Here is a 21727-nt window from a genome sequence, read left to right as displayed (position 1 = left end):
GAGGACGTGACGATGCAAAGCAACAATCTCCTGGAGCTGGCGGGTGCGATTTCTTCCGGCGCGGTGCGCGTCGTCGATCTGACTTTCACGCTCAGTCCGGACTTTCCGGTCATCGTGCTGCCGCCGGAGTTCGGCCAGGCGGCGCCGGTCCGTATCCAGGAAATCTCGCGATACGACGGTCGCGGCCCGGCCTGGTATTGGAACAATGTCACGTTCGGCGAGCACACCGGCACGCATTTCGATGCGCCGATTCACTGGTTCACCGGCAAGAACCTGCCGAACAATGCCGTCGACACGATGCCGGCCAAGGACATGATCGCGCCGGCCTGCGTCATCGACTGCTCCGCGCAGGCGGCGCAGGATCCCGATTTCCTGCTGACCGTCCCGCTCGTGGAAGCCTGGGAAGCCAAGCACGGCCGGATCCCCGAGCGGAACTGGGTGCTGCTCAGGACCGACTGGTCGAAGAAGGGCTGGCGCGACTACTCCAATCTCAGGGATGACGGCGCGCACACGCCGGGCCCGAACCCTGATGTCATGAAGTGGCTGGTGGAGGAGCGCGGCGTCATCGGATTTGGCACCGAGACCATCGGCACGGATGCAGGGCAGGCCGGCCATTTCGAGCCGCCTTATCCGGCGCATCACTTCCTGCACGGCGCGGGTCGCTACGGCCTGCAATGCCTGTGCAACCTGGATCAGCTTCCCGCCACCGGGGCTGTCATCGTCGCCTCGCCGCTGAAGATCCAGAATGGCTCCGGCAGTCCGCTTCGCGTCATCGCGCTGGTTTCGTCAACCTGAACTGAATCCATGGCGCTTGCCAATCGGAACAAGACATTCTCACGAAGGACAGGTGCCATGAACTTGATCAAGAGTCTGCTGGCCTCCACTGCGTTGCTTCTTGCCGTCCCGCACATTGCGCAAGCCGATATTCTCGTCGGCTTCGTCACCGGTCTCAGTGGGCCGGTGTCGTCGATTGGGATTCCGAACGCGAAGGGGATCGCGGCGGGCCAGGCCTATATCGGCGAGATCGGCGGCGAGAAGATTCGGGTCATCCAGCTCGATGACGGCTCCGATCCGACGTCGTCGGCGCGCAATGCCCGCAAACTCGTCGAGCAGGAAAAAGTCGATGTCCTCATTGGCACGTCCGGTGCGCCCCAGACGCTCGCAATGGCGACTGCGGCTATCGAGATGAAGATTCCGATGATCGCGGTGTCCCCGATCGCGCCGGTGCCGCCGGGCGAGGGCGGTCCCTGGGTCGTGCAGACGCCGCAACCGACGCCGCTGCTGTTGCAGGGCATCGTCGACAACATGAAGGCGAAGGGATTGAGGAGCGTCGCCTTCATCGGCTTCTCCGACGCGTTAGGTGACCTCTTCTACGATTCCCTGGTGCAGGCCGCCAAGTCGGCGGACATCAAGGTGATCGCCAATGAGCGCTACGCGCGTTCGGACTCTTCGGTCACGGCCCAGGTGCTGCGCGCGATCGCCGCGCGTCCCGATGCGATCATGCTGGGTGGAACGGGAACGCCCGGTGCGCTGCCGGTCATCGCGCTGTCCGAGCGCGGCTACAAGGGGCCGCTCTACGGCAATCACGGCATGATCAGTGCCGATTTCCTCCGTCTTGCCGGCAAGGCCGCCAACGGCATCATCTGTCCGACCGGACCGGTGACCGCGGCGGAGCAGCTTCCTGCCAGCAATCCGATTCAGAAGGTTGCGCTGGATTTCCGTGCGGCCTTCGAGAAGGCCAACGGCGAGGCGCCGACGGATTCATTCTCGTCCTATTCCTTCGACGGCTGGCTGGTGTTCGCCGATGCCGCCAAGCGTGCGATGGCAACCGGCGCCAAGCCCGGCTCGCCGGAATTTCGGACCGCGCTTCGTCAGGCGCTGTTCACGACCAAGGAGGTCGTGGGGACGCAGGGCGTCTACACCTACACGCCGGCTGATCGGCATGGCGTCGACGATCGCTCGCGCATCCTGGTCCAGATCGAGGACGGCAAATACAAGCTGTTGCCCTGAGGCGGACGCATGATCGTGGCGGAAAACGAGGGGCCGGCGAACGCCGGCGCAGCGGCCGGACGGGAGAACGCGACGCCGGCCTGGGCGCGCGCGGTGACGTCGTTTCCACCGTCGGAGCGGATCCTTTCCACCATCCTCACGCGGCAGGCGGAACGCTATGGCGATCGCGTCCTGCTGGTCGCGGGCGAGACGCGCTGGACCTTTGCGCAGACCGCGGCGATCGCGGCCGCGGCGGCCCAGGCGCTCGTCGATGCGGGGATCAAGCCGGGCGATCGGGTCGCGCTGATGTGTTCGAACCGTCCGGAGTTTTTACAGGTCTACCTCGGCTGTGCGTGGCTCGGGGCCATCGCGGTCCCGATCAATACAGCGCTCCGCGGCTTCCAGCTCTCCCACATCTTCCGCAACTCGCGTCCCGCGCTCCTTGTCGTCGAGGCTCAGTTCGTTGCCGCGATCGAGAGTGTCGAGGCAGGTGTCGAGCTGCCGCCTCGGACCTGGATCGTCGGAGCTGCCGGCGGGGCGGTCGATGCCGGGCTTTCCGCGTTGCCATTGCCGGCTCTCGGAGCCGCGGCCCCGGCGGGCGCCGTGCGCCCCGGCGACACCGTTGCGATCCTCTACACATCCGGCACCACGGGGCCCGCAAAGGGCGTGTGTTGTCCGCAGGCGCAACTGTTCTGGTGGGGCATCTATTCGGCGCGGGCGCTCGGCATCCGCGAGGGCGATGTGCTGTTCACGACGCTGCCGCTGTTCCACACCAACGCGCTGAATGCGTTCTATCAGGCGCTCCTGAACGGATGCACCTATGTGCTGGAGCCGAAGTTCTCCGCCTCCGGCTTCTGGGCCGCCGCGCAACGGCACAATTCGACGGTCGGCTATCTGCTCGGTGCGATGGCATCGATGCTTCTGGCGCAGCCGAAGAATGCGAACGATTCGGCGCATCGTCTTCGCGTTGCGCTTGGCGGCGGTGTGCCGCCGCAAATCCACGCGCCGTTCCTCGAGCGATTTGGCGTGCCGCTGGTCGACGGCTATGGCTCGACCGAGACCAATTTCGTGTTCGCCGGCACGATCCCGTCCGATCGTCCGGGAACGATGGGCTATCTGGCCGACGGCATCGAAGCGCGGATCGTCGACGAGAATGATTCAGCGCTTCCCGATGGACAGGCCGGGGAGCTCGTGCTTCGCGCAAGCGAACCCTTTGCTTTCGCCACCGGCTATTTCGGCATGCCGGAGAAGACGATCGAGGCCTGGCGCAATCTGTGGTTCCACTCGGGTGATCGGGTCGTTCGCGATGCCGACGGACATTATCGCTTCATTGACCGCATGAAGGATTCGATCCGCAGGCGTGGCGAGAACGTATCTTCGTGGGAGGTCGAGCAGACCATCCAGTCCCATCCCGCGGTCGCCGCTTGCGCGATCTACCCGCTGCCGTCGGAATTGGGAGAGGACGAGGTTGCGGTTGCGGTCCTGCTGGAACCGGGCCAGTCGCTGGAGCCCGTCGACGTCGTCAAGCATTGCGAAGGGCAGATCGCCTATTTCGCCATCCCGCGCTATGTGCGCATTCTGAGCCAGATGCCGTTGACGGAGAACGGCAAGATCAAGAAGGGCGTGCTGTGCGAAGCGGGCGTCACCGCGGACACATGGGATCGCGAGGCAGCCGGAGTAAGGTTGCGACGCTGACCGTCGCGTCCGCTCAGGGTTTTTGCAGCGCGTCCCTGACGGCGCCCTTGAGGTCGTCGAGCTCGCCGATCAATCCGTCGAACCGGTCCGCCGGGAAATCCGCCAGCAGCTCGGCGAGCCATGCGCCGTGGCTCTTGGCCATTCGCCTGAAGGTCTTGCGGCCTTCGACCGTCATACAGACGATCTGCACGCGGCGGTCGAGGTTCGACGCTGTGCGGGTGATGTATCCATCCGCGACGAGGCGGTCCACGATCGGCGTGAGGTTCCCGGCCGAGACCATCAGGCGCTTGGGCAGCTCTCCCAGCACGAGACCGCTCGGCTCGCGGTCGAGCTGGGCGAGAACATCGAAGCGGGGCATGGTAAAATCGAACTCTTCACGGAACCGGCGCCGCAGCTCCCCCTCGATCAAGGTCGTGCAGGCGAGCAGCCGGAGCCAAACTCGCGTTTGAGCCCTGTACTCGGCCTCCTGATCCGCCCCATTCCTGGCTGAAACAGGCGTGGACTCCTTCGCGAGCGCCAATCGAATCTCCCGGGCTTGGTGGCCTGATGAAAGCTGGTGCAGCTCTCGTGGATGCCCGCAAGATAGTTCGTGCCAAAAGTAAATTCAAGGCTGAGCCTGGGTGCCTCGGATTCGGCTCTGCCGTGTGTCCACCTTGCATTGTATCTCAAGATCGGCGCTGTGGCGCCGGGCGCGTCGCCCAGGCTCCTTGCAGAACCCACCTTGACAAGGCCCATGCCGACAAAATACTTTATGCTTAAAATAATTCGAGCGAGAGCTCAGGCACACGGCGCGGCGCGCGAAAGCGAGGGATCATGCGCATAGTCTGTATCGGCGGCGGCCCGGCGGGTCTCTATCTGGGCCTGCTGATGAAGCGCCGGCATCCGGATCACGTCATCACCGTCGTCGAGCGCAACAAGCCCTACGATACGTTCGGCTGGGGGGTCGTGTTCTCCGATGCCATGATGTCGGCGATGCGCCTTGCCGACCCCGAGAGCGCGACCGAGATCGAGGACGCTTTCAATCACTGGGACGATATCGAGCTCGTCTTCAAGGGCACGCGCCAGCGCACGACCGGCCATGGCTTCATCGGCATCGGGCGCAAGCATCTGCTCAATATTCTTCAGAGGCGCTGCGAGGCGCTGGGTGTCGAGCTCGTCTTCGAGCGCGACGTCGAGTCCGATCTCGAATTTCCCGAGGCCGACCTGATCGTCGCCTGCGACGGCGTCAATTCCAGAATCCGCGCGCGCTATGCCGAGCAATTCCAGCCCGACATGGTGATCCGGCCGAACCGCTACATCTGGCTCGGCACCAAGAAGGCGTTCGACGCCTTCACGTTCGATTTTCAGAGGACCGAGCACGGCTGGTTCCAGGCGCACATCTACAAGTTTGACGCGGAGACCTCGACCTTCATCGTCGAGACCACGGAAGAAGCCTACAATGCCCACGGGCTTGGCGAGCTCGATCAGCAGGCCTCGATCGATTTCTGCGAAAAGATCTTCGCCGAGACGCTCGATGGCGCGAAGCTCCTGACCAACGCCCGCCATCTGCGCGGCTCGGCCTGGCTCAATTTCAGCCGCCTGATCTGCGGCAAATGGAGCGTGTTCAACGGCAAGTCTCATGTCGTGCTGATGGGAGACGCCGCGCACACCGCGCATTTCGCGATCGGGTCGGGCACCAAGCTCGCGCTCGACGACGCCATCGAGCTCGCCAATCAGTTCGATCGCCACGGTCACGGCCGCGCCGGCATCGAAACCGTGCTGGAAGCGTATGAGGAGGTGCGCCGCGTCGACGTGGCGCGCATCCAGAACGCGGCGCGCAACGCCATGGAGTGGTTTGAGGTGGTCGGCCGGCGCTATGCCGATACGCTCGAGCCGCCGCAATTCTTCTATTCGATGCTGACGCGCTCCCAGCGCATCAGCCACGAAAACCTTCGTTTGCGCGACCGCACCTGGCTGGAAGGTTTTGAGCGCTGGTTCGCCGCGCGCTCGGGCATCGCTGTCAAGGACGGCGAGCGGGTGCTGCCGCCGATGCTGACGCCGCACCGCGTGCGCGGCCTTTCGCTCGCGAACCGCATCATGGTGTCGCCAATGGCGATGTATTCGGCTGAGGACGGTCTCATCAACGACTTCCACATCGCCCATCTCGGCGCGCGCGCCATGGGTGGCGCTGCGCTGATCTTTGCCGAGATGACCTGCGTTTCGCCGGATGCGCGGATCACGCCGGGTTGCCTCGGGCTCTGGAACGATGCGCAAGAGGCGCAGTGGCGCCGACTGGTTGGCCTGATCCACAGCCTGGGACACGCCAAGGTCGGAATCCAGCTCGGCCATGCCGGGCGCAAGGGCGCGACTAGAGTGCCATGGGAAGGGATCGATCAACCCCTTGAATCCGGTGAATGGCCTCTGATCTCCGCGTCGGCCTTGCCGTATCTGCCCCACAGCCAGTTGCCGCGCGCCATGGACCGCAGCGACATGGACCGCGTGCGCGACGATTTCGTCGCGGCAACACATCGTGCGGCGTCGGCCGGCGTCGAGTGGCTCGAGCTCCATTGCGCCCACGGCTATCTGCTGTCGAGCTTCCTGTCGCCGCTGACCAACCGGCGCACGGACGAATACGGTGGCAGCCACGAGAACCGTGCGCGCTTTCCGCTCGAGGTGTTCAAGGCGATGCGCGCGGCGTGGCCGTCCGATCGGCCGATGTCGGTGCGCCTGTCCTGCCATGACTGGACCGAAGGCGGCAACACTCCGGCCGATGCGGCGATCTTCGCCGCGATGTTCAAGGAGGCGGGTGCGGACGTGATCGATTGTTCGTCGGGGCAGGTCTGGAAGGAAGAGCGGCCGATCTATGGACGCCTGTTCCAGACGCCGTTCGCCGACCTGATCCGCAACGAAGTCGGCATCGAGACCATTGCAGTCGGCGCGATCTCCGAGGCCGATCACGCCAACTCGATCCTCGCGGCCGGCCGCGCCGACCTCTGCGCCATTGCGCGGCCGCATCTGGCCGACCCGGCCTGGACGTTGCACGAAGCCGCGCGCATCGGCATCACGTCGGTCAATTGGCCGAAGCAGTATCTGTCCGCCAAGGGGCAATACGAAAGCAATCTGGCGCGCGCCGCGGCAGCTAGCGCGCAGTGAGCGGAGGAGGGATCAGATGAGCGCCGTGGCAAAGGTCATCAAGCGCGACTGGCTGGACTGGCCGTTTTTCGAACCGCGCCATCACACGATCGGCGAGCGGCTCGACCGCTTCGTGCAGTCGGGGGCGCTCGAGACAATCGATCATCGCGATGTCGATGGCGCCTGCCGCAAGCTCGTGCGCGCGATGGGCGAGGCGGGCCTGCTCGATTGCGCGGTCGCGGCGCCCGACGGCGATGCGACGACGATCGATTCCCGCTCGATCTGCCTGTCGCGCGAGTCGCTCGCCTATGCCGACGGCCTTGCCGATTTCGCCTTCGCCATGCAGGGGCTCGGCTCCGGTGCGATCGCGCTCGGCGGTTCGGCCGAGCTGCGCAAGGCCGTGCTGCCGAAGGTTCGCTCCGGCGAATGGCTTGCGGCCTTCGCGCTGTCCGAGAAGGAGGCGGGATCGGATGTCGCGGCGATGTCCTGCGCGGCGCGCGCCGACGGCGACGACTACGTCATCGACGGCGAGAAGACCTGGATCTCCAACGGCGGCATTGCCGACGTCTACACGCTGTTCGCCCGAACGGGCGAGGCGCCGGGCGCCCGCGGCATCTCGGCTTTCGTCGTCTTTCCCGATGATCCTGGTTTCGGTATCGCCGACCGCATCGACGTCATCGCGCCGCATCCGCTGGCGACGTTGCGCTTTGCCAATTGCCGGATCCCGGCGAGCCGTCGCCTCGGCGCGCCGGGCGGCGGGTTCAAGCTGGCGATGCAGACGCTGGACATTTTTCGCGCGTCGGTCGCGGCCGCGGCCCTCGGCTTCGCCCGGCGGGCGCTCGACGAGGCGCTGTCGCACGCGCGCAGCCGACGCATGTTCGGCGCGACGCTGGGAGATCTCCAATTGACCCAGGCCGCGCTCGGCGACATGGCAACCGACACCGACGCTGCCGCGCTCCTGACCTATCGCGCAGCCTGGCGCCGCGATGCCCAGAAGCTTCCGACGACGCGCGAAGCGGCCATGGCGAAGCTGACGGCGACCGAGACCGCACAGCGCGTCATCGACCGCGCGGTCCAGATGTTCGGCGGACGCGGCGTGCGCAAGGGTGAGGTGGTCGAAAGCCTCTACCGCGAAATCCGGGCGTTGCGCATCTACGAGGGCGCGACCGAGGTTCAGAAACTGATTGTGGCGCGCGATTTACTGAAATCGCGCTGAGACGATAGAGAGAAACCGATGAGTGTGACGAGACAGCCGGGCGCAGCGGCGCGCGACATGGCGAACGGTTTGCAGGTGCTCCAGCCCGGTGGCTGGCCGCAGCCAAAGGGATATGCGAACGGCATGATGGCCGACGGGCGCTTCGTCGTGACCGGCGGCGTCGTCGGCTGGGACGTTTCAGGCCGGTTTGGCGATGGATTTGTTGCGCAGGTCCGCCAGGCGCTCGAGAACGTCGTCGCGATCCTGGCCGAAGGCGGCGCAAGGCCGGATCATCTGGTTCGTCTGACCTGGTATGTCGTGGACATGGACGAATACGTCTCCAATCTCAAGGCGCTCGGCAAAGCCTATCGCGAGGTGATCGGCACCCACTATCCGAGCATGGCGCTCGTTCAGGTCGTGCGCCTTGTCGAGCCGGCAGCGCGCGTCGAGATTGAAGCGACGGCTGTCGTTCCGCGCTGAAGGATTGCGGCCTACAGGGCTGGTTCGACGTGGGCCCGGATCGCATTTCGCGGGATATCGATCCAGCCATGCTCGCGGGCCTTGGCCACCATCTCGGCATGTTGCCGATCCCAGCTTGCATCGTTGGGGCGGCCCTCCAGGGTGGGGACCAGATCAATCGAGACGAGCGCATCGCGATCATCAAGAAGCGTGATCCCGGTCCGGGCCAGCACTTCCGGCGATGCGCCGGCATGCAACACCAGCTTGAACTTGCGAAAGTCGAGCGGTTCGTCCAGTCGGACGCTGCCGCCGGCGAAGCATTCGATGATCACGGTGCCGCTCCTTTGATTCTGGCGCGCCGGGACGCGATGGTACCGGCCTCGGCAGGCCTGAAGTCCATTTAACCCTGCGGCAACGCGCGCAGCGCGCCCTGAAAATTGACCAGGGGATTGCCGTTCCCACCGCGGGTGGCCACGATCCTGCCGATGAAGAGGCCGTGCGTGCCGACCATTTGATGATGGTGCAGCACGCATTCCAGCGCGCCGATCGCAGGCTCGAGCAATGGCACGTCAAGCACGCCTTGCTCCCACGGCGCCGTCGCGAAGCGGTCGATGCCCTTGGCGCCACCGGCGAAACGCAGCGCCAGATCTTCCTGCCCGCTGCCGAGGAGACTGATCCCGAAGCGGCCGTTGGCTAGGATGGCGGTGTGGGTTTCGGAGCTCGAATTGACGCCGACGAGCAGGCAGGGCGGGTCCATGCACAGCGAGGTCACGGAGCTGACCGTCAGCCCGCGCCGCGCCGTCTCTGTTCCCGTCGCCACGATTGCGACGCCGCTCGCGAGGTTACGCATGGCCAGCCGAAACTCCGCGGCTTCGACTGAGCGGAAATCGGTCATTTGAGACATCTGACATCCCATGACGTACCTCCGGGCTCGCTTCTCGCCGGTTGCGTTACGCCGAAACGGCTTCGCCTGCGACCTTGCCACGGCCGGATTTCAGCTCTTTCCGGATCGCGGGAATGATCCTGCTGCCCCATAGCTCGATCTGGCGCAGCATCGTGCGCTGGTCGAAATCGCCGAGCTGGGTCTGAAGCGCGATGTGGGTCGGTCTGAGAATGCTGATCTCTTCCAGCATGCGGTCGATCACCTGGTTGACGCTGCCGACGGGCAGGTTGTCCCGCATCGTCTCCAGGCTCATGTCGTTCGGCCCGGCCTCTTCCTTGATCAGATAGCCGTCGTCGCTCTGGGCGCGTCGGAACTTCAAGCTTTCGGAGAGCCGGCGCTGGAAGCGCGCATTGTCCAGGTACGACTGGATCTCGCTGTCATTGTCGCTGGCATAGGCGCAGCGCAGGAAGCCGAAGCGCGTGTCGTCGATGGAGCGGCCTTCGTTGGCGGCGATCCCCTCGAGGCGTTCGCGCAGGGCCTTGATGGCATCGAGGCCGTTCAGCAGCGCAGTGACGAACAGATTGTGGTTGTCGCGAATGGCGCGGCCGAGCGTCTCGCCGTGGCCGGACGTGACCCAGATCGGCGGCATCGGCTTCTGCACCGTGCGCACCGCGATGGCGGTCGGCGGCATCTTCAGGTGCTCGCCGGAATAGGAGAAGATGCGCTGCTGCATGCCCGCGTGAAGGACGTCGTAGAATTCGGCGAACAGCGCGTGCGAATGTTCGAGGTCCACGCCAAAGCGGTCGAACTCGAACTTCTGGTAGCCCGAGCCGATGCCGAGATCGAGACGCCCGTTCGAGACCGTGTCGGCAAAGCCGATTTCGCCGAGCAGCCGCGCCGGGTGATACAGCGGCAACACGCAGACGGCAGAGCCGAGCCGGATGCGCTTGGTCAGGCCGGCGCAATGCGCGACCATCATCAGCGGCGAGGGGCAGAGGCTGTAATTGTTGAAATGGTGCTCGGCATACCAGGCCGTATCGAAGCCGGCCTGCTCGGCGGCTACGGTCTGCTCGACGGCGTTGTTGATGACCTGCTGCGAGCTCTGATGATAGCCGCGCTGCTGCGCCAGAATGAATACGCCGAATTCCATCAGTTGCTTCCTCCACCTGATCGTGGTCGCTCTTGCGATCCGTTCTCAGCAAGCTACGGGCTTGAGCGTTTTCGAACAATTGACGTATTCTGAGCATGTCCTTTGCAGAATCTGAAAAGATCGATGAATCGCCTCCAGGCCATGGAATTGTTCGTCAGTGCCGTCCGTGAGGGCAGCTTTTCCGCGGCCGGGCGCCGTGTCGGGCTCTCCCCGGCGTCCGTGTCGCGCTACATCGGCGAGCTCGAGGCGCAGCTCGGCGTGCAGCTCCTGAACCGCAGCACGCGCCATCTCGGATTGACCGACGCCGGCAAGATCTTCTTCCAGCGGACCGAGCAGGTCCTGCACGGTATCGAGGACGCCGAAGCCGCAGCGCTTTCGTTGCAGACCGCGCCGCGCGGAACGCTACGGGTGCACTCGCGGACGCTGTTCGGCATCAGGGTGCTCTCGCCGCTGATCCCGGGCTTTCAGAAGCTCTATCCGGAACTGAAGGTGGAGCTGCGCCTGTCGGAGCGCCGTCCCCAGCTTCGCGAAGATGAATTCGACGTCGATTTCCAGATCCAGGCGGCGAAAGACCCAGGCCTCATGCTGCGAAGGCTGCTGCGGAGCGAGCGGATTCTCGTGGCCTCGCCGGACTACGTCGGCCGGATGCCGAAATTGCGCGAGCCGGAGGACATCACCCGCCACAATTGCCTGACCTACTGGATGGGCCCTGACGACGTCGTCTGGAAGTTCATGCGCAGGAACAGGCTGCGCGAGATTGTCGTGCCGTCGTCCTTCGGCAGCAACAATGGTGTGGTGCTGTGCGATCTCGCCGTTGCCGGCCACGGCATCGCCCTGTTGGACGACTATACCGTGGCGGAACAGCTGAAGAGCGGGCGCCTGGTCCGCCTGTTGCCGGGCTTCCGGGTGACGAACTCCACCTTCGACGAAGGAATCTACGCCACCTTCCTCCAGAGCAGCTATCTGCCGGAGAAGATCAGGGTCTTCGTGGACTACATGGCCGAGAACGTGCCAAGGCAGGTCAAGAGATCGGCGCAGTAGTGGAGGGGCCGCTCAGGCCGGGCCAAACCGGTGCGCCGGCGGTCCGCGAACGCCGAGGCCTTCGACGGCGAACAAGCCGCCGGCATCCGGGCGGTCATCGCCGAGAGCGTGGCTGCGCGAGATCGATGTCACGTACAGAATATCGAGATCGGTTCCCCCGAACGTCACGCTGGTCGGATGGCGGATCGGCATGTCGACCGTCCGCACGATCGTGCCGTCAGGCGCAAACCGCGCGATCTTGCCGATGCGCACGAGGACCGACCAGATATACCCCTCCGCATCGATCGTCGCGCCATCGCAACCGGAGTCTTGCGCCTCCGTGTTGACGAAGACGCGCTTGTTCGCGAGGGGGCCATCCTGGCTGTAGTCATAGGCCCAGATGATCCGTCTTGCGCTGTCGGCAAGATAGAACGTCCGTCCGTCGGGGCTGAAGCACGGTCCGTTACTCACGGCGAGGTCCGTCTCCAGCAGCTCCAGCGCGCCCGATGCGTCCAGGCGGTAGAGGCCGCCGAGCGGCGCTTCATCCGGGGCGCGGTCGCCGTGCATCGTGCCTGCCACGAACCGTCCATAGGGATCGGCCTTTCCGTCGTTCAGCCGCACCTTCGGGTGGTCGAGCCCGATCGACGGACCTTCGGTCAGCACGCGCATGTCGAAATCGTAGCGCGCAAATCCGTGGCGTAGTGCGAGCACAGCGCCGCGGTCGCGCCGCAGCGCCAGCGACCCGATCGGCGCGGGCGCGCCGAATTGCTCGGTCGCGCCGGTGACGGGGTCGAGGGCGTGGATCGATCCGGCCAGCGCGTCGATCCAGAAGAGGCGCTGTCGGCGCTCATCCCAGACCGGGCTTTCGCCGAGCTGGTCCTTCGTCGTGCCGATTCGCGTGATCCGGACCGCGCTCATGGTTCCTCGCGCAGGGATCGCCGGGCTTGACCGATCGGTCCGTGAAAACCTAGTTTCATTCTAAAGACCCTCATGTTGGCGCCAGGCTGACGAACGGATTGCGGAGTTCATGACCGAACTGTCAACGATGAAGGATGGCGTTGCGAACCAGGCCGAGGCCTCGGACCGCGTGCTTCAGATCCTCGCCGAGGCCGGGCGGCTGTTCGCCAGCAAGGGATTTGAGGGGACTTCGATGCGCGACATCGCGCTCGCCTGCGGCATCTCCAAGTCGCTCCTCTACCATCATTTCTCCAACAAGGACGAGATCTACGCGCGGGTGGCGGTCGGCTCGACGCTCGAACTCTACCTTTTCGTGCGCGACCGCATTCCCGACGGGCCGCCGTCGCAGAAGATTCGTGCTTTCATGGTCGCCACGGCGGAATACTTCCGGCGCTATCGCTGGGCCTGGATCGCCTCCACGACCGCCTTCTGGAACGATCCCGACCGACGGCGGCACAAGGAGAGGCTGACGCGCCGCGACCGTTTCGAGAACTTTCTGCGCGGCCTGATCCAGGAAGCCATCGACGCCGGCGAAATCCGCAAGGTCGACGTTCCCATGACCGGCCGGCTGATCCTCTCTTCGCTCAATTGGATGCATCGCTGGTACAATCCCAACAAATCCGCAACCCCGGAACAGATCGCGGAGATATTCTTCGACATGCTGTTCAACGGGCTGCGGAGCGGGGAGTTGATCGAACTTCCCGGCGCCGAGCCGCCTCGCGCCGGCCGGCGAAAATCACGCTGACCGGTGGCGGCACCGCGTGCAACGCCTCATTCCAGGGCGATGTTCTGCGCCTTGATCACCGGTCCCCAGAGCGCGGCGTCCTTGGTCAATTGGGCGTCGAGCCGCTCCGGTGCGCCGGTATCGACCATCAGGCCATCGGTTTCGAGCTGCTTTGCGATCTCGGGCTTCTGCATCGCGGCGTTGGCTGCCGCGTTCAGCCGCGCGATGACATCGCGCGGCGTGCCCGCCGGGGCGTGGAGCGCGGTCCAGAACGATGCGGTGAGGTCGGGATAGCCGGATTCGGCGAGCGTCGGTATCTCGGGCAAGCTCGTCATGCGCTTGTCCGAGGAGACCGCGAGGATGCGAAGCTGGCCGCCGCGCGCATGCTCGATCACGGCGGCGGGCGTTGCGAAGTTGAGATCGCATTCTCCTGACAGTGTCTCCATGATGGAGGCCGGATTGTTGCGATAGGCAACCTCGGTGACGGCAAATCCCATCGACTTGCCCATCATGATCCCGAACAAATGCGTGACGCTGCCCGGACCGAGCGTGGCGTAGAACAGCGGCTTGTCGCGCCCCTTGGCGTAGGTGACGAAGCTCTTCACGTCGGCGGCCGGCGTCCGTGCGTTCACGGTCAGCGACAGCGGCCCGTTGCAGAGCATGGCGACCGAGGCGAAGTCCTCGAGCTTGTAGGGCAAGTTCTTGCGGAGCAGCACGTTCAGCGAAATCGGCCCGGTGCCGCCGGCCAGCAGGACCGATCCGTCCTTCGGCGCGCGCGCGACATATTGCGATCCGACGATACCGTTGGCGCCCGGCTTGTTGTCGACGAGAACGGGCTGGTCCAAGGTTTCCGCCATGGCCTTCGCGATCGAGCGCATCAGGCTGTCGATGGAGCCGCCGGGCGCATAGGGCACGATGATGAAGATCTGCGACGCGCGGGCCCTCACGATTGCAGGCGCGCCAAGCGGGGCGACGAGGGCGCCGGCGATGAGAGTTGTCGCCTGGCGTCGGCTGATCCTGGGCATGGGAGTCCTCCTCACGGTCGTTCTTGCTTGTCGCGAAATCTAATAACTGACCGATCGGTCGGTCAATAGGACATCGATAGGATATTGCAAGTCGCCGCGCTTGATGTTATCAGCGCAAAAAGCTGACCGATCGGTCAGGAATAGCAAGCAAGACAAACACAAGACAAGCAGAAGCCCAGGAGGAAGCCATGTCAGGAGATATCGTCACCCTCGAAGTGTCCGATCACATCGCGCTGGTGACGCTGAACCGTCCTCCCGTGAACGCGCTCGATCGTGCCATGCGCGATCGCATCGTGAGCGTGTTCGACGAGATTTCCGAGCGTAGCGATGTCAGGGTCGCGATCCTGACCGGAGCCGGAAAGGTGTTCTGCAGCGGCGCGGATCTGAAGGACCGTCCGGACCCGACCAAGATCGGCGCGTTTCACAGCCACAACCGGATCACACGCGAGGCCGGCAATTGCATTCGCGAATGCTCCAAGCCGGTCATCGCGGCGATCAACGGCGTTGCGCTCGGCGCCGGTGTCGGCCTGATGGCCTCCTGCGACATCTTCTACGCCTGCGAAGAGGCCGTCTTCGGCATGCCCGAGATCAACGTCGGGCTCGCCGGCGGTGCCGCCATGCTGAACACGTTGTTCGGCCGCTCCCTGATGCGCCGCATGTTCTTCACCGGCTATCGCGTGCCGGCCACCGAGCTCTATCGCCTCGGCATCATCGAGGCTTGCACGACCAAGGAGAACCTGATCCCCGAGGTGATGAAGCTCGCCCGCGAGATCGCCTCGAAGAGCCCGATCGCGATGGAATATGCCAAGAATGCGGCGAACATGGTCGAGCTCATGCCGCCGCGCGATGCCTACCGCTTCGAGCAGAACATCACGATGGCTCTCTCCAAGACCGAGGACGCCAAGGAAGCGCGGATGGCGTTCCTGGAGAAGCGCACGCCGGTGTTCAAGGGGCGCTGAGATGCGGCCGGGAGAAGGTCTCGACGCGCTGATGTCGCCGCGCTCGATCGCGATCATCGGCGCCTCGCAGGAGGCGACCAAGATCGGCGGTCGGCCGGTCGACCTGTTGCGCCGCCACGGCTATGCAGGCCGTATCTATCCGGTCAACCCGAAGGCTGTGACGGTGCAGGGACTGAAGGCCTATGCTTCCGTCGCCGAAGTGCCGGAGGCGCCGGATCTCGCCATCATCGCGGTCGATGCGGAGCGCGCCGGCGAGGCCGTGGAACAATGCGCGGCCCGCGGCGTCCGCAGTGTCGTCGTGTTCTCGTCGGGCTTTGCCGAGCTCGGCGAGCAGGGCCGCGCGATGCAGGACCGGCTGCGCCTGGCCGCGCGCAACAGCGGCATGCGCTTGCTGGGGCCGAACTGTCTTGGCGCGGTCAGCGTCGCCGAGAAGAGCATCGCGACGTTCTCGATCGTGCTCGAGCACAGCATGCCGGCGGCCGGCTCGCTCGGCATCGTGTCGCAGAGCGGCAATCTCGGCAGCTACACCATGCGGCTCGCCAGCGAGCGCGGCGTCGGCGTCAGCCGCTTCATCACCACAGGTAACGAGTGCGACGTCGATATCGCCGACGGTATCGCCTGGATGGCGCGCGATCCCGCCACCAAGGTGATCCTGTGCTGCCTCGAGGCGTGCCGCGATGCCGGCCGCCTGATCTCCGCACTTGAAGAGGCGCGCGATGCCGGCAAGCCCGTCATCGCCATGAAGATCGGCACGTCCGCGGCAGGCCAGGCCGCCGCGGCCTCGCACACCGGGGCGATGGCAGGATCGGACGCGGTGTTCGACGCGTTGTTTGCCCGTTGCGGTGCGGTGCGCGTCCGCAGCATCGACGAACTCATCGATCTCGGTCATGCGGCATCGATCCTGCTGCCGGACCGGCTGCCGAAGGGCCCAGGCATCGCGATCCTCACGGCGTCGGGCGGCTTCGGCGTGTTGCTCGCGGATGCCGCGCAGTCGGTCGGGTTGACGCTGCCGGAACTCGGCCAGGAGACGCAGCGCCAGATTCTTGAGCTGGTGCCCTTTGCATCGGCCCGCAACCCGGTCGACGCCACGGCGCAGATGTCGAGCCGCCCAGATCTTCTGGAGAAGATCATGACCGCCGTCGTGGCGGACGATCGGGCCGATACGGTGATCCTGCCGCTGCCGTTCTCGCTGCATCTGCCGCGCTTGCGCTCCATCTACATGGACACGCTGCGCAACATCCGCGCGCAGTTCCCCCAGCGTCCGATCGTCCTTTGCGTCGACGGCCCGGAGGACGCGCTGACCGAGCTGCACGCGCTGGGCTTTCCGACGGTGGAAAGCTTCGATGGCTGCTGCGCAACTATCGCTGCCTTGGTGCGGCTGCAGGGGGTGTCGAAACGGCCGCAGGACGTGCCAGCTGCGATCGAGCAGGCGGGGCCGCTGGCAGCCGATGCATTCCGCCACGAGCTCGGCGCCAAGCGCGCACTTGCCGAGGCCGGTGTGCCGGTGCTGGCCGAGCGTCTGGTACAGGATGCGGATGCAGCGGCGCGCGCTGCCACCGAGATCGGTTATCCCGTGGTGCTAAAGATCGCCTCGCCCGACCTGCCGCACAAGACGGAGGTCGGCGGCGTGGTCGTCGGCGTTGGCTCGGAAGCCGAAGTCCGGCGCGCCTATGCCCAGATGCTCGACCGCGTCGCCACCAATGCGCCCAACGCGACAATCGACGGCGTGATCGTGGCGCCGATGGCCAAGGGCGTCGCCGAGCTGATCCTGGGCAGCCGCATCGATCCGTTGTTCGGGCCGGTGGTGATGGTCGGCCTCGGCGGCATCTTCGCGGAGAGCCTCCAGGATTCTGCCGTGCAGATGGCGCCGGTCAGCGAGACGCAGGCCATGGCGATGCTGAAATCTCTCAGGGCGTTCGCGGTGCTCGACGGCGCGCGTGGCCGGCCGCGCGCCGACCTCGACGCCGCGGCCCGGGCCGTTGCCGCGTTGTCGCGCTTTGCCGCCGCGCATACCGACACGATCGCGGAGATCGACGTCAACCCGTTGCTGTTACGCGCCAAAGGCGAGGGAGCCGTGGCGCTCGACGCGCTGCTGATCCCGCGCGGTGCGCCGCCAACCCACTGAATCCCAACAAATAGAGCCGGCAGAAGCCGGCCCAGAGGAAACGCGTAAAAGCAGGAGGAAACGGTGAAGAGATCGACAATCACGGCGCTCGGCATGATTGCCTTGCTGCTGACCCATGCGCCCGTGTCCGCACAGGGCATATCGGGCGATGTGGTCAAGATTGGTATCATGAATGACCAGAACGGTCCCTATGCCGACAATTGCGGCCTCGGTTCGGTCGCGGCCGCCAAACTCGCGGTCGGCGATTTCGGTGGAGCGGTCAACGGCAAGAAGATCGAGCTCGTGATCGCCGACGACCAGAACAAGCCAGATGTCGGCGTCGCCATTGCGCTGCGGTGGGTCGACAATGAAGGTGTCGATGCCATCGTCGGCTGCTCGGCGTCGTCGATCGGGCTTGCGGTGCAAGACATCATGAAGAACCGCAAGAAGCCGTACATGCTGGCCGGCACCGCGGGATCGTTCTTCACCAACGACAAATGCTCGCCCATGACCACGCAGTGGGTCGTCGATACCTATGCCCAGCCGAAAGCCACGGTGAAGGCCCTGCTCGCGCAGGGCATCGACTCCTGGTTCTTCCTGACGGTGGATTATGCCTTCGGCAAGGCCTGGCAGGCGGACGCGACGAAGTTCATCCAAGCGGGTGGCGGCAAGGTGGTGGGCTCGGTGCTGCATCCGCTCAACTCGTCGGATCTCTCCTCATTCCTGCTGACGGCACAGGCCAGCGGCGCCAAGGCAATTGCGCTCGCCAATTCGGGTGCGGATTTCGCCAATGCGATCAAGCAGGCCCAGGAGTTCGGGCTGACCAGGACGCAACTCCTCGTTCCCCTCGGCCTCATGATCAGCCAGACGCATGGCATCGGGCTCAAGGACCTCCAGAACGTGCGGCTGACGACGCCGTTCTACTGGGACATGACGCCGGAGAGCCGGGCGTTTGCCAAACGTTATGCCGAGGCGACGAACGGTCAGCTTCTCAACGAGGGCAAGGCGGCCACCTACAGCGCCATCACGCATTATCTGAAGGCGGTGGCCGCCGCCGGCTCCGACGACGGCGATGCCGTGATGCGGCAGATGAAGAACACGCCGATCAACGATTTCGAGATGAACAACGTCAGCATCAGGGCTGACGGCCAGGTGATGCGTCCGCTCTATGTCGCGCGGATCAAGGCTCCGTCGGAGTCCAAATACACCTACGATTATTACGAGATCACCGGCACGATCGCGCCGGAGGATGCGTGGCGGCCGGCCTCGGAGAGCGCCTGCGATCTGCTCAAGTCGCAGTGAAGAACGGACAGGCGGCCCAGACATGACGGCACGTATGGCGAAGGCGGGAAGCAGGCGATGAGTGTAGTTGAAGCGGTGTCGACGTATCCGGTCGCGAGCGAGAGCCTGGCGGGCGCGGCCTATCGCGATGCGGTGCATCGCTGGCTGCATGCCAATCTGCCCGCCAGCTTCCGCGGCGACAGTGCCGCATTCGCGCCGCCCACGCTCCAGCAGTCCGTGACGTGGGAGGCGGCGATGTACCGCGCCGGCCTGACCGGCATTACGTGGCCCCAGGCCTATGGCGGGCACGGCCGCTCCTTGCGCGAGCATTTGATCGCCAATCAGGAGATCGGCGCGCTGGCGATGCCGGAGAGCGTCAACTCGATCGGCAAGGAACTCGCCGGTCCGATCATCCTGGCCGTCGGCAGCGAGGAGCAGAAACGGCGGTTCCTGCCCGCCATCCTCGAGATGCGCAACATCTGGTGTCAGGGATTTTCCGAGCCCGAAGCGGGGTCCGACCTTGCCGGGCTTCGCACTCGCGCCACGCGAAATGGCAACGACTGGCAGATCACCGGCCAGAAGATCTGGACCAGCGGCGCGTACCGGGCGCAACGCTGTCTCGTGCTCGCCCGCACCGGTCCGCTGGAGGATCGTCATCGCGGCCTTGCCATGTTCGCGGTGCCGCTCGATGCCGACGGCGTGCGCGTGCGCACCATCAAATCGATCGACGGACGCGAGAGCTTCTGCGAGGTCTTCTTCGACGACGTCGAAGTGGCCCAGGCCGATGCGATCGGCGCGCCGGACGAGGGCTGGGCCGCAGCCATCCGCGTGCTGGAGATCGAGCGGGCGACCAACCGCATGTACCGCGCCTGGCGCTTCGAGAACGAACTGCGCCACCTGATTTCGGCTTGCAAGACGGACCCGGCGCTGTCGGCAATGGTCGCGGACCGGCATTACGCCGTCAGGCTCGGCGAGGTCGCCGTCGAGATCGAGGTGCTGAAGGCGCATGTCGAGACGGCCGTCGAGGCGCTCGTCAACGGCGACAAGATCGGAGCGCGCGGCAGCCTTGCGAAGCTCTATTGGAGCGAATCGCATCAGCGCTTTGCGGCGCTTGCGATTGAACTGCTCTCGCAGGCATCGCTGCCGCAGAACCCGGCGATCACGGTGGCGCGGCGCCGGTTCGAAGCCATCTACCTTCAGGCGCGCGCCGAGACGATTTATGCCGGCACGACCGAGATCCAGCTCGGCATCATCGCCGATCGCATCCTCCAGCTGTCGCGAGGCAAGTGATGGTCTTCCCGCGCATTGCCTCGTTACGAACAACAGGGAGCCGGTGATGTCCGACGGACGGGGGCAGGCGGGCTTGTTGAAGGATCGTCTCGTCGTGGTGACGGGAGCGGGCCAAGGGATCGGGCGCGCCATCGCGTTGGGCGCGGCCGCTGCCGGGGCAAGGGTCGTCGTGACCGATCTGGGGCAGGACCGGGCAGACTCCGTTGCACGCGAGATCCGGGACGGAGGCAAGGAGGCAATCGGCTGTTCGCTCGACGTGACTGATGCTTTGGCCTGCGGCGAGGTGGCCAGGCGGGTCGATGAGGAGCTTGGCCTCGCCGACGTCGTCGTCAACAACGCCGGGATCATCATCCGCGAGCCGATCGACAGCCCGCGCGCTCACGAGAATTGGCGGCAGGTGTTCGATGTCAACGTCAACGGCACCTTCAACGTGGTTCATGCGTTCATTCCCGCGCTACGCAAATCGCCGGGAACCATCATCAACGTTGCCTCCGTCGCGGCCTTCGGTAGCATGGGTGGTACGGTTGGCTATTCATCGTCCAAGGGGGCGGTGAGGCTGTTCACGCAGGCGCTTGCCCGCGATCTCGCGCCCGATGGCATCCGGGTCAACGCCGTCGCGCCCGGCATCATCGCGACCGAAATGAGCGAGAGCACCCGTGGGAATCCGGCGCGGCTGTCCGGCCTGATGGCGCGCACGCCGTTGAAGCGCGTGGGACAGCCCGAAGAGATCGCAGCGCCGGTGATCTTTCTCGCCTCGGCGATGGCGTCCTATGTCAACGGCGTCATCCTGCCCGTCGACGGCGGGTATCTTGCCTAGTGAGCAATTGTAGTCGCGCAGTTTTCGAAGAGGACAGTGATGATCATGGCCGAAGGACTTCAGCCCGACGAGTTCGCCGCAACCGCGGCACGCGCCGTGACCGCATGTGCAGGCCTGGCTGTTCGCGAACAGGCGCAAAATCTCGCCGGTGACGGTCTGCTCGGCGTCATCGCGGATGAGGAGGTCGGGGGGCTGGCCCTGCCGCTCGGCTTCGCGGTGCCGGTGATCGCGGCCGCTCATGCGGGATTGCTCGGATTTCCGCTCCTGGAGACCATCCTCGTCGGTCGCCTGCTGCAGTCGTCGCTGACGCGTCTTGCCGCCGCGATCGTTTCCGGCGAGAAATTGGCAACGATCGCCTGGCAGGGTGAGGCCCTCGCCGAACGGGAAGGGGGGTTGCAGGTGCTGAGCGGCACGGTCGCGCGCGCGGCCTGCGCGGCGAAGGTCGACTACATCCTGGTACGGATGAACGCGGGCACCGCTGCATTGATCCCGACCGATGCCGAAGGCGTTGTGGTGGAGGAAGCGGCCGGCCTCGATCTGACCGTGCCGGAGCACGTGGTGCGGCTCCAGAAAGTTGAAGTCCCGATCGGCTCCGTCCTGCCGGCTGGCACATGGGATTTGCTCAACTCGGACGCCAACGTGCTCCGCGCCGCCGCTATCCTGGGATCCGCCGAAGCATGCCTGGCGCTCGCGCAGGAACATGCGTCGACGCGCCGCCAGTTCGGCCACGCCCTGTCCTACAATCAGGCCATCCGGCATGCCTTGGCGCGCCAGAAGCTCGGGCTCGAAAGCATCCGTCACGCGATCACGCGCTGCCTGTCCGAGGGGGGCGGTCCGGTCCAGCGTGATGCGGCGTTCCTGGCCGCGGCGACCTATGGCAGCTCGATCAGCGAGGGCGCGCTACAGATTCACGGCGGCATGGGCTTCACATGGGATGTGCCGGTGCATCGCCATCTGCGCCGCATCCGTACGCTTCAGGCCCAGGGCGATGCCAGCGGCCTGATCAGCACGTTCGGCCGCCGTTACGTATCGGAAGTTGCACCGTTCGCCGAGGCGGAAGCATGAAGG

General features: G+C 65.2%; 20 protein-coding genes. 14 read left to right on the top strand and 6 right to left on the bottom strand.

All coding sequences use genetic code 11. The features are described from left to right. The first annotated feature begins 12 nt into the window (after positions 1 to 12). The 3 genes from AB5K84_RS29945 to AB5K84_RS29935 are packed head-to-tail and all read left to right on the top strand — an operon-like array spanning position 13 to position 3684. The gene (locus AB5K84_RS29945; RefSeq protein ID WP_038965976.1) at positions 13 to 795 is read left to right on the top strand and encodes a cyclase family protein; all 783 of its coding nucleotides are present in this window, start codon (positions 13 to 15) and stop codon (positions 793 to 795) included. A 57-nt stretch (positions 796 to 852) separates the two neighbouring features. Next, positions 853 to 2010 carry an ABC transporter substrate-binding protein gene (locus AB5K84_RS29940; RefSeq protein WP_038965975.1) on the top strand — a complete coding sequence of 386 codons (1158 nt, stop codon included), beginning with the start codon at positions 853 to 855 and terminating at the stop codon, positions 2008 to 2010. Positions 2011 to 2019: 9 nt separating this feature from the next. After that, positions 2020 to 3684, top strand: a complete 1665-nt coding sequence (locus tag AB5K84_RS29935) for an ATP-dependent acyl-CoA ligase (protein WP_011086217.1) — start codon at positions 2020 to 2022, stop codon at positions 3682 to 3684. 13 nt (positions 3685 to 3697) lie between these two features. Here the strand turns inward: AB5K84_RS29935 and AB5K84_RS29930 are convergent, their stop codons facing one another. Then, complete coding sequence (locus AB5K84_RS29930) at positions 3698 to 4204, bottom strand: MarR family winged helix-turn-helix transcriptional regulator (RefSeq protein ID WP_011086218.1); 507 nt, start codon at positions 4202 to 4204, stop codon at positions 3698 to 3700. A 293-nt stretch (positions 4205 to 4497) separates the two neighbouring features. Here AB5K84_RS29930 and AB5K84_RS29925 point away from each other — a divergent pair, with 293 nt between their 5' ends. From AB5K84_RS29925 to AB5K84_RS29915, 3 genes are read left to right on the top strand one after another with little or no spacing between them, the layout of a single operon-like run. Then, complete coding sequence (locus AB5K84_RS29925; protein ID WP_011086220.1) at positions 4498 to 6816, top strand: bifunctional salicylyl-CoA 5-hydroxylase/oxidoreductase; 2319 nt, start codon at positions 4498 to 4500, stop codon at positions 6814 to 6816. 16 nt (positions 6817 to 6832) lie between these two features. Further along, positions 6833 to 8011: an acyl-CoA dehydrogenase family protein gene (locus tag AB5K84_RS29920; protein ID WP_011086221.1), complete on the top strand. Its 1179-nt coding sequence runs from the start codon at positions 6833 to 6835 to the stop codon at positions 8009 to 8011. Between the two features lie 18 nt (positions 8012 to 8029). Then, entirely contained in the window at positions 8030 to 8470 is a 441-nt protein-coding gene (locus AB5K84_RS29915) for a RidA family protein (RefSeq protein WP_011086222.1), read from the top strand. An 11-nt stretch (positions 8471 to 8481) separates the two neighbouring features. Here the strand turns inward: AB5K84_RS29915 and AB5K84_RS29910 are convergent, their stop codons facing one another. The 3 genes from AB5K84_RS29910 to AB5K84_RS29900 all read right to left on the bottom strand — a co-directional run bounded on the left by AB5K84_RS29910 (position 8482) and on the right by AB5K84_RS29900 (position 10482). Beyond that, entirely contained in the window at positions 8482 to 8781 is a 300-nt protein-coding gene (locus AB5K84_RS29910) for a hypothetical protein (RefSeq protein WP_038965974.1), read from the bottom strand. Positions 8782 to 8849: 68 nt separating this feature from the next. Next, positions 8850 to 9344, bottom strand: a complete 495-nt coding sequence (locus AB5K84_RS29905) for a flavin reductase family protein (RefSeq protein WP_060911395.1) — start codon at positions 9342 to 9344, stop codon at positions 8850 to 8852. A gap of 55 nt (positions 9345 to 9399) precedes the next feature. Then, positions 9400 to 10482: an LLM class flavin-dependent oxidoreductase gene (locus AB5K84_RS29900; RefSeq protein ID WP_011086224.1), complete on the bottom strand. Its 1083-nt coding sequence runs from the start codon at positions 10480 to 10482 to the stop codon at positions 9400 to 9402. A 123-nt stretch (positions 10483 to 10605) separates the two neighbouring features. Here AB5K84_RS29900 and AB5K84_RS29895 point away from each other — a divergent pair, with 123 nt between their 5' ends. Continuing rightward, positions 10606 to 11523: a LysR family transcriptional regulator gene (locus tag AB5K84_RS29895; protein ID WP_011086225.1), complete on the top strand. Its 918-nt coding sequence runs from the start codon at positions 10606 to 10608 to the stop codon at positions 11521 to 11523. Between the two features lie 12 nt (positions 11524 to 11535). Here the strand turns inward: AB5K84_RS29895 and AB5K84_RS29890 are convergent, their stop codons facing one another. Beyond that, a complete protein-coding gene (locus AB5K84_RS29890; RefSeq protein ID WP_011086226.1) occupies positions 11536 to 12420 on the bottom strand; it encodes an SMP-30/gluconolactonase/LRE family protein in 885 nt (294 codons plus the stop codon). Between the two features lie 109 nt (positions 12421 to 12529). On the opposite strand from AB5K84_RS29890, the gene AB5K84_RS29885 reads away from it, so the two are divergent. Continuing rightward, a complete protein-coding gene (locus AB5K84_RS29885) occupies positions 12530 to 13204 on the top strand; it encodes a TetR/AcrR family transcriptional regulator (RefSeq protein ID WP_011086227.1) in 675 nt (224 codons plus the stop codon). Between the two features lie 26 nt (positions 13205 to 13230). Here the strand turns inward: AB5K84_RS29885 and AB5K84_RS29880 are convergent, their stop codons facing one another. After that, positions 13231 to 14208: a tripartite tricarboxylate transporter substrate binding protein gene (locus AB5K84_RS29880; RefSeq protein WP_038965963.1), complete on the bottom strand. Its 978-nt coding sequence runs from the start codon at positions 14206 to 14208 to the stop codon at positions 13231 to 13233. Between the two features lie 188 nt (positions 14209 to 14396). Between AB5K84_RS29880 and AB5K84_RS29875 the strand changes: the two genes are divergently transcribed. The 6 genes from AB5K84_RS29875 to AB5K84_RS29850 all read left to right on the top strand — a co-directional run bounded on the left by AB5K84_RS29875 (position 14397) and on the right by AB5K84_RS29850 (position 21724). Continuing rightward, a complete protein-coding gene (locus tag AB5K84_RS29875) occupies positions 14397 to 15167 on the top strand; it encodes an enoyl-CoA hydratase/isomerase family protein (protein ID WP_011086229.1) in 771 nt (256 codons plus the stop codon). 1 nt (position 15168) lies between these two features. Beyond that, a complete protein-coding gene (locus AB5K84_RS29870; RefSeq protein WP_011086230.1) occupies positions 15169 to 17292 on the top strand; it encodes an acetate--CoA ligase family protein in 2124 nt (707 codons plus the stop codon). A 63-nt stretch (positions 17293 to 17355) separates the two neighbouring features. Continuing rightward, positions 17356 to 18573 carry an ABC transporter substrate-binding protein gene (locus tag AB5K84_RS29865; protein ID WP_011086231.1) on the top strand — a complete coding sequence of 406 codons (1218 nt, stop codon included), beginning with the start codon at positions 17356 to 17358 and terminating at the stop codon, positions 18571 to 18573. Positions 18574 to 18630: 57 nt separating this feature from the next. Further along, entirely contained in the window at positions 18631 to 19842 is a 1212-nt protein-coding gene (locus AB5K84_RS29860; protein WP_011086232.1) for an acyl-CoA dehydrogenase, read from the top strand. 46 nt (positions 19843 to 19888) lie between these two features. Continuing rightward, positions 19889 to 20659 (top strand): SDR family NAD(P)-dependent oxidoreductase, encoded by a 771-nt coding sequence (locus AB5K84_RS29855; RefSeq protein WP_011086233.1) that lies wholly within the window; start codon positions 19889 to 19891, stop codon positions 20657 to 20659. A 39-nt stretch (positions 20660 to 20698) separates the two neighbouring features. Beyond that, on the top strand, positions 20699 to 21724 hold the full coding sequence (locus AB5K84_RS29850) for an acyl-CoA dehydrogenase family protein (RefSeq protein ID WP_231166678.1): 1026 nt from the start codon (positions 20699 to 20701) through the stop codon (positions 21722 to 21724). Positions 21725 to 21727: the final 3 nt, after the last annotated feature.

Source organism: Bradyrhizobium sp. 1200_D9_N1_1 (genome assembly GCF_052075915.1).
GTDB classification, from domain to species: domain Bacteria; phylum Pseudomonadota; class Alphaproteobacteria; order Rhizobiales; family Xanthobacteraceae; genus Bradyrhizobium; species Bradyrhizobium diazoefficiens.
Note: the sequence above shows the minus strand (reverse complement) of the source record. Positions and strands in the feature narration are given on the sequence as shown.

Excerpts from the sequence above, each read along its gene's own strand:
- AB5K84_RS29890 (WP_011086226.1), bottom strand. The coding sequence starts at position 12,420 with ATGAGCGCGGTCCGGATCACGCGAATCGGCACGACGAAGGACCAGCTC.
- AB5K84_RS29925 (WP_011086220.1), top strand. The coding sequence starts at position 4,498 with ATGCGCATAGTCTGTATCGGCGGCGGCCCGGCGGGTCTCTATCTGGGC.
- AB5K84_RS29885 (WP_011086227.1), top strand. The coding sequence starts at position 12,530 with ATGACCGAACTGTCAACGATGAAGGATGGCGTTGCGAACCAGGCCGAG.
- AB5K84_RS29945 (WP_038965976.1), top strand. The coding sequence starts at position 13 with ATGCAAAGCAACAATCTCCTGGAGCTGGCGGGTGCGATTTCTTCCGGC.
- AB5K84_RS29905 (WP_060911395.1), bottom strand. The coding sequence starts at position 9,344 with ATGACCGATTTCCGCTCAGTCGAAGCCGCGGAGTTTCGGCTGGCCATG.
- AB5K84_RS29920 (WP_011086221.1), top strand. The coding sequence starts at position 6,833 with ATGAGCGCCGTGGCAAAGGTCATCAAGCGCGACTGGCTGGACTGGCCG.
- AB5K84_RS29895 (WP_011086225.1), top strand. The coding sequence starts at position 10,606 with ATGAATCGCCTCCAGGCCATGGAATTGTTCGTCAGTGCCGTCCGTGAG.
- AB5K84_RS29915 (WP_011086222.1), top strand. The coding sequence starts at position 8,030 with ATGAGTGTGACGAGACAGCCGGGCGCAGCGGCGCGCGACATGGCGAAC.
- AB5K84_RS29880 (WP_038965963.1), bottom strand. The coding sequence starts at position 14,208 with ATGCCCAGGATCAGCCGACGCCAGGCGACAACTCTCATCGCCGGCGCC.
- AB5K84_RS29860 (WP_011086232.1), top strand. The coding sequence starts at position 18,631 with ATGAGTGTAGTTGAAGCGGTGTCGACGTATCCGGTCGCGAGCGAGAGC.
- AB5K84_RS29850 (WP_231166678.1), top strand. The coding sequence starts at position 20,699 with ATGATCATGGCCGAAGGACTTCAGCCCGACGAGTTCGCCGCAACCGCG.
- AB5K84_RS29935 (WP_011086217.1), top strand. The coding sequence starts at position 2,020 with ATGATCGTGGCGGAAAACGAGGGGCCGGCGAACGCCGGCGCAGCGGCC.
- AB5K84_RS29900 (WP_011086224.1), bottom strand. The coding sequence starts at position 10,482 with ATGGAATTCGGCGTATTCATTCTGGCGCAGCAGCGCGGCTATCATCAG.
- AB5K84_RS29855 (WP_011086233.1), top strand. The coding sequence starts at position 19,889 with ATGTCCGACGGACGGGGGCAGGCGGGCTTGTTGAAGGATCGTCTCGTC.
- AB5K84_RS29940 (WP_038965975.1), top strand. The coding sequence starts at position 853 with ATGAACTTGATCAAGAGTCTGCTGGCCTCCACTGCGTTGCTTCTTGCC.
- AB5K84_RS29875 (WP_011086229.1), top strand. The coding sequence starts at position 14,397 with ATGTCAGGAGATATCGTCACCCTCGAAGTGTCCGATCACATCGCGCTG.
- AB5K84_RS29870 (WP_011086230.1), top strand. The coding sequence starts at position 15,169 with ATGCGGCCGGGAGAAGGTCTCGACGCGCTGATGTCGCCGCGCTCGATC.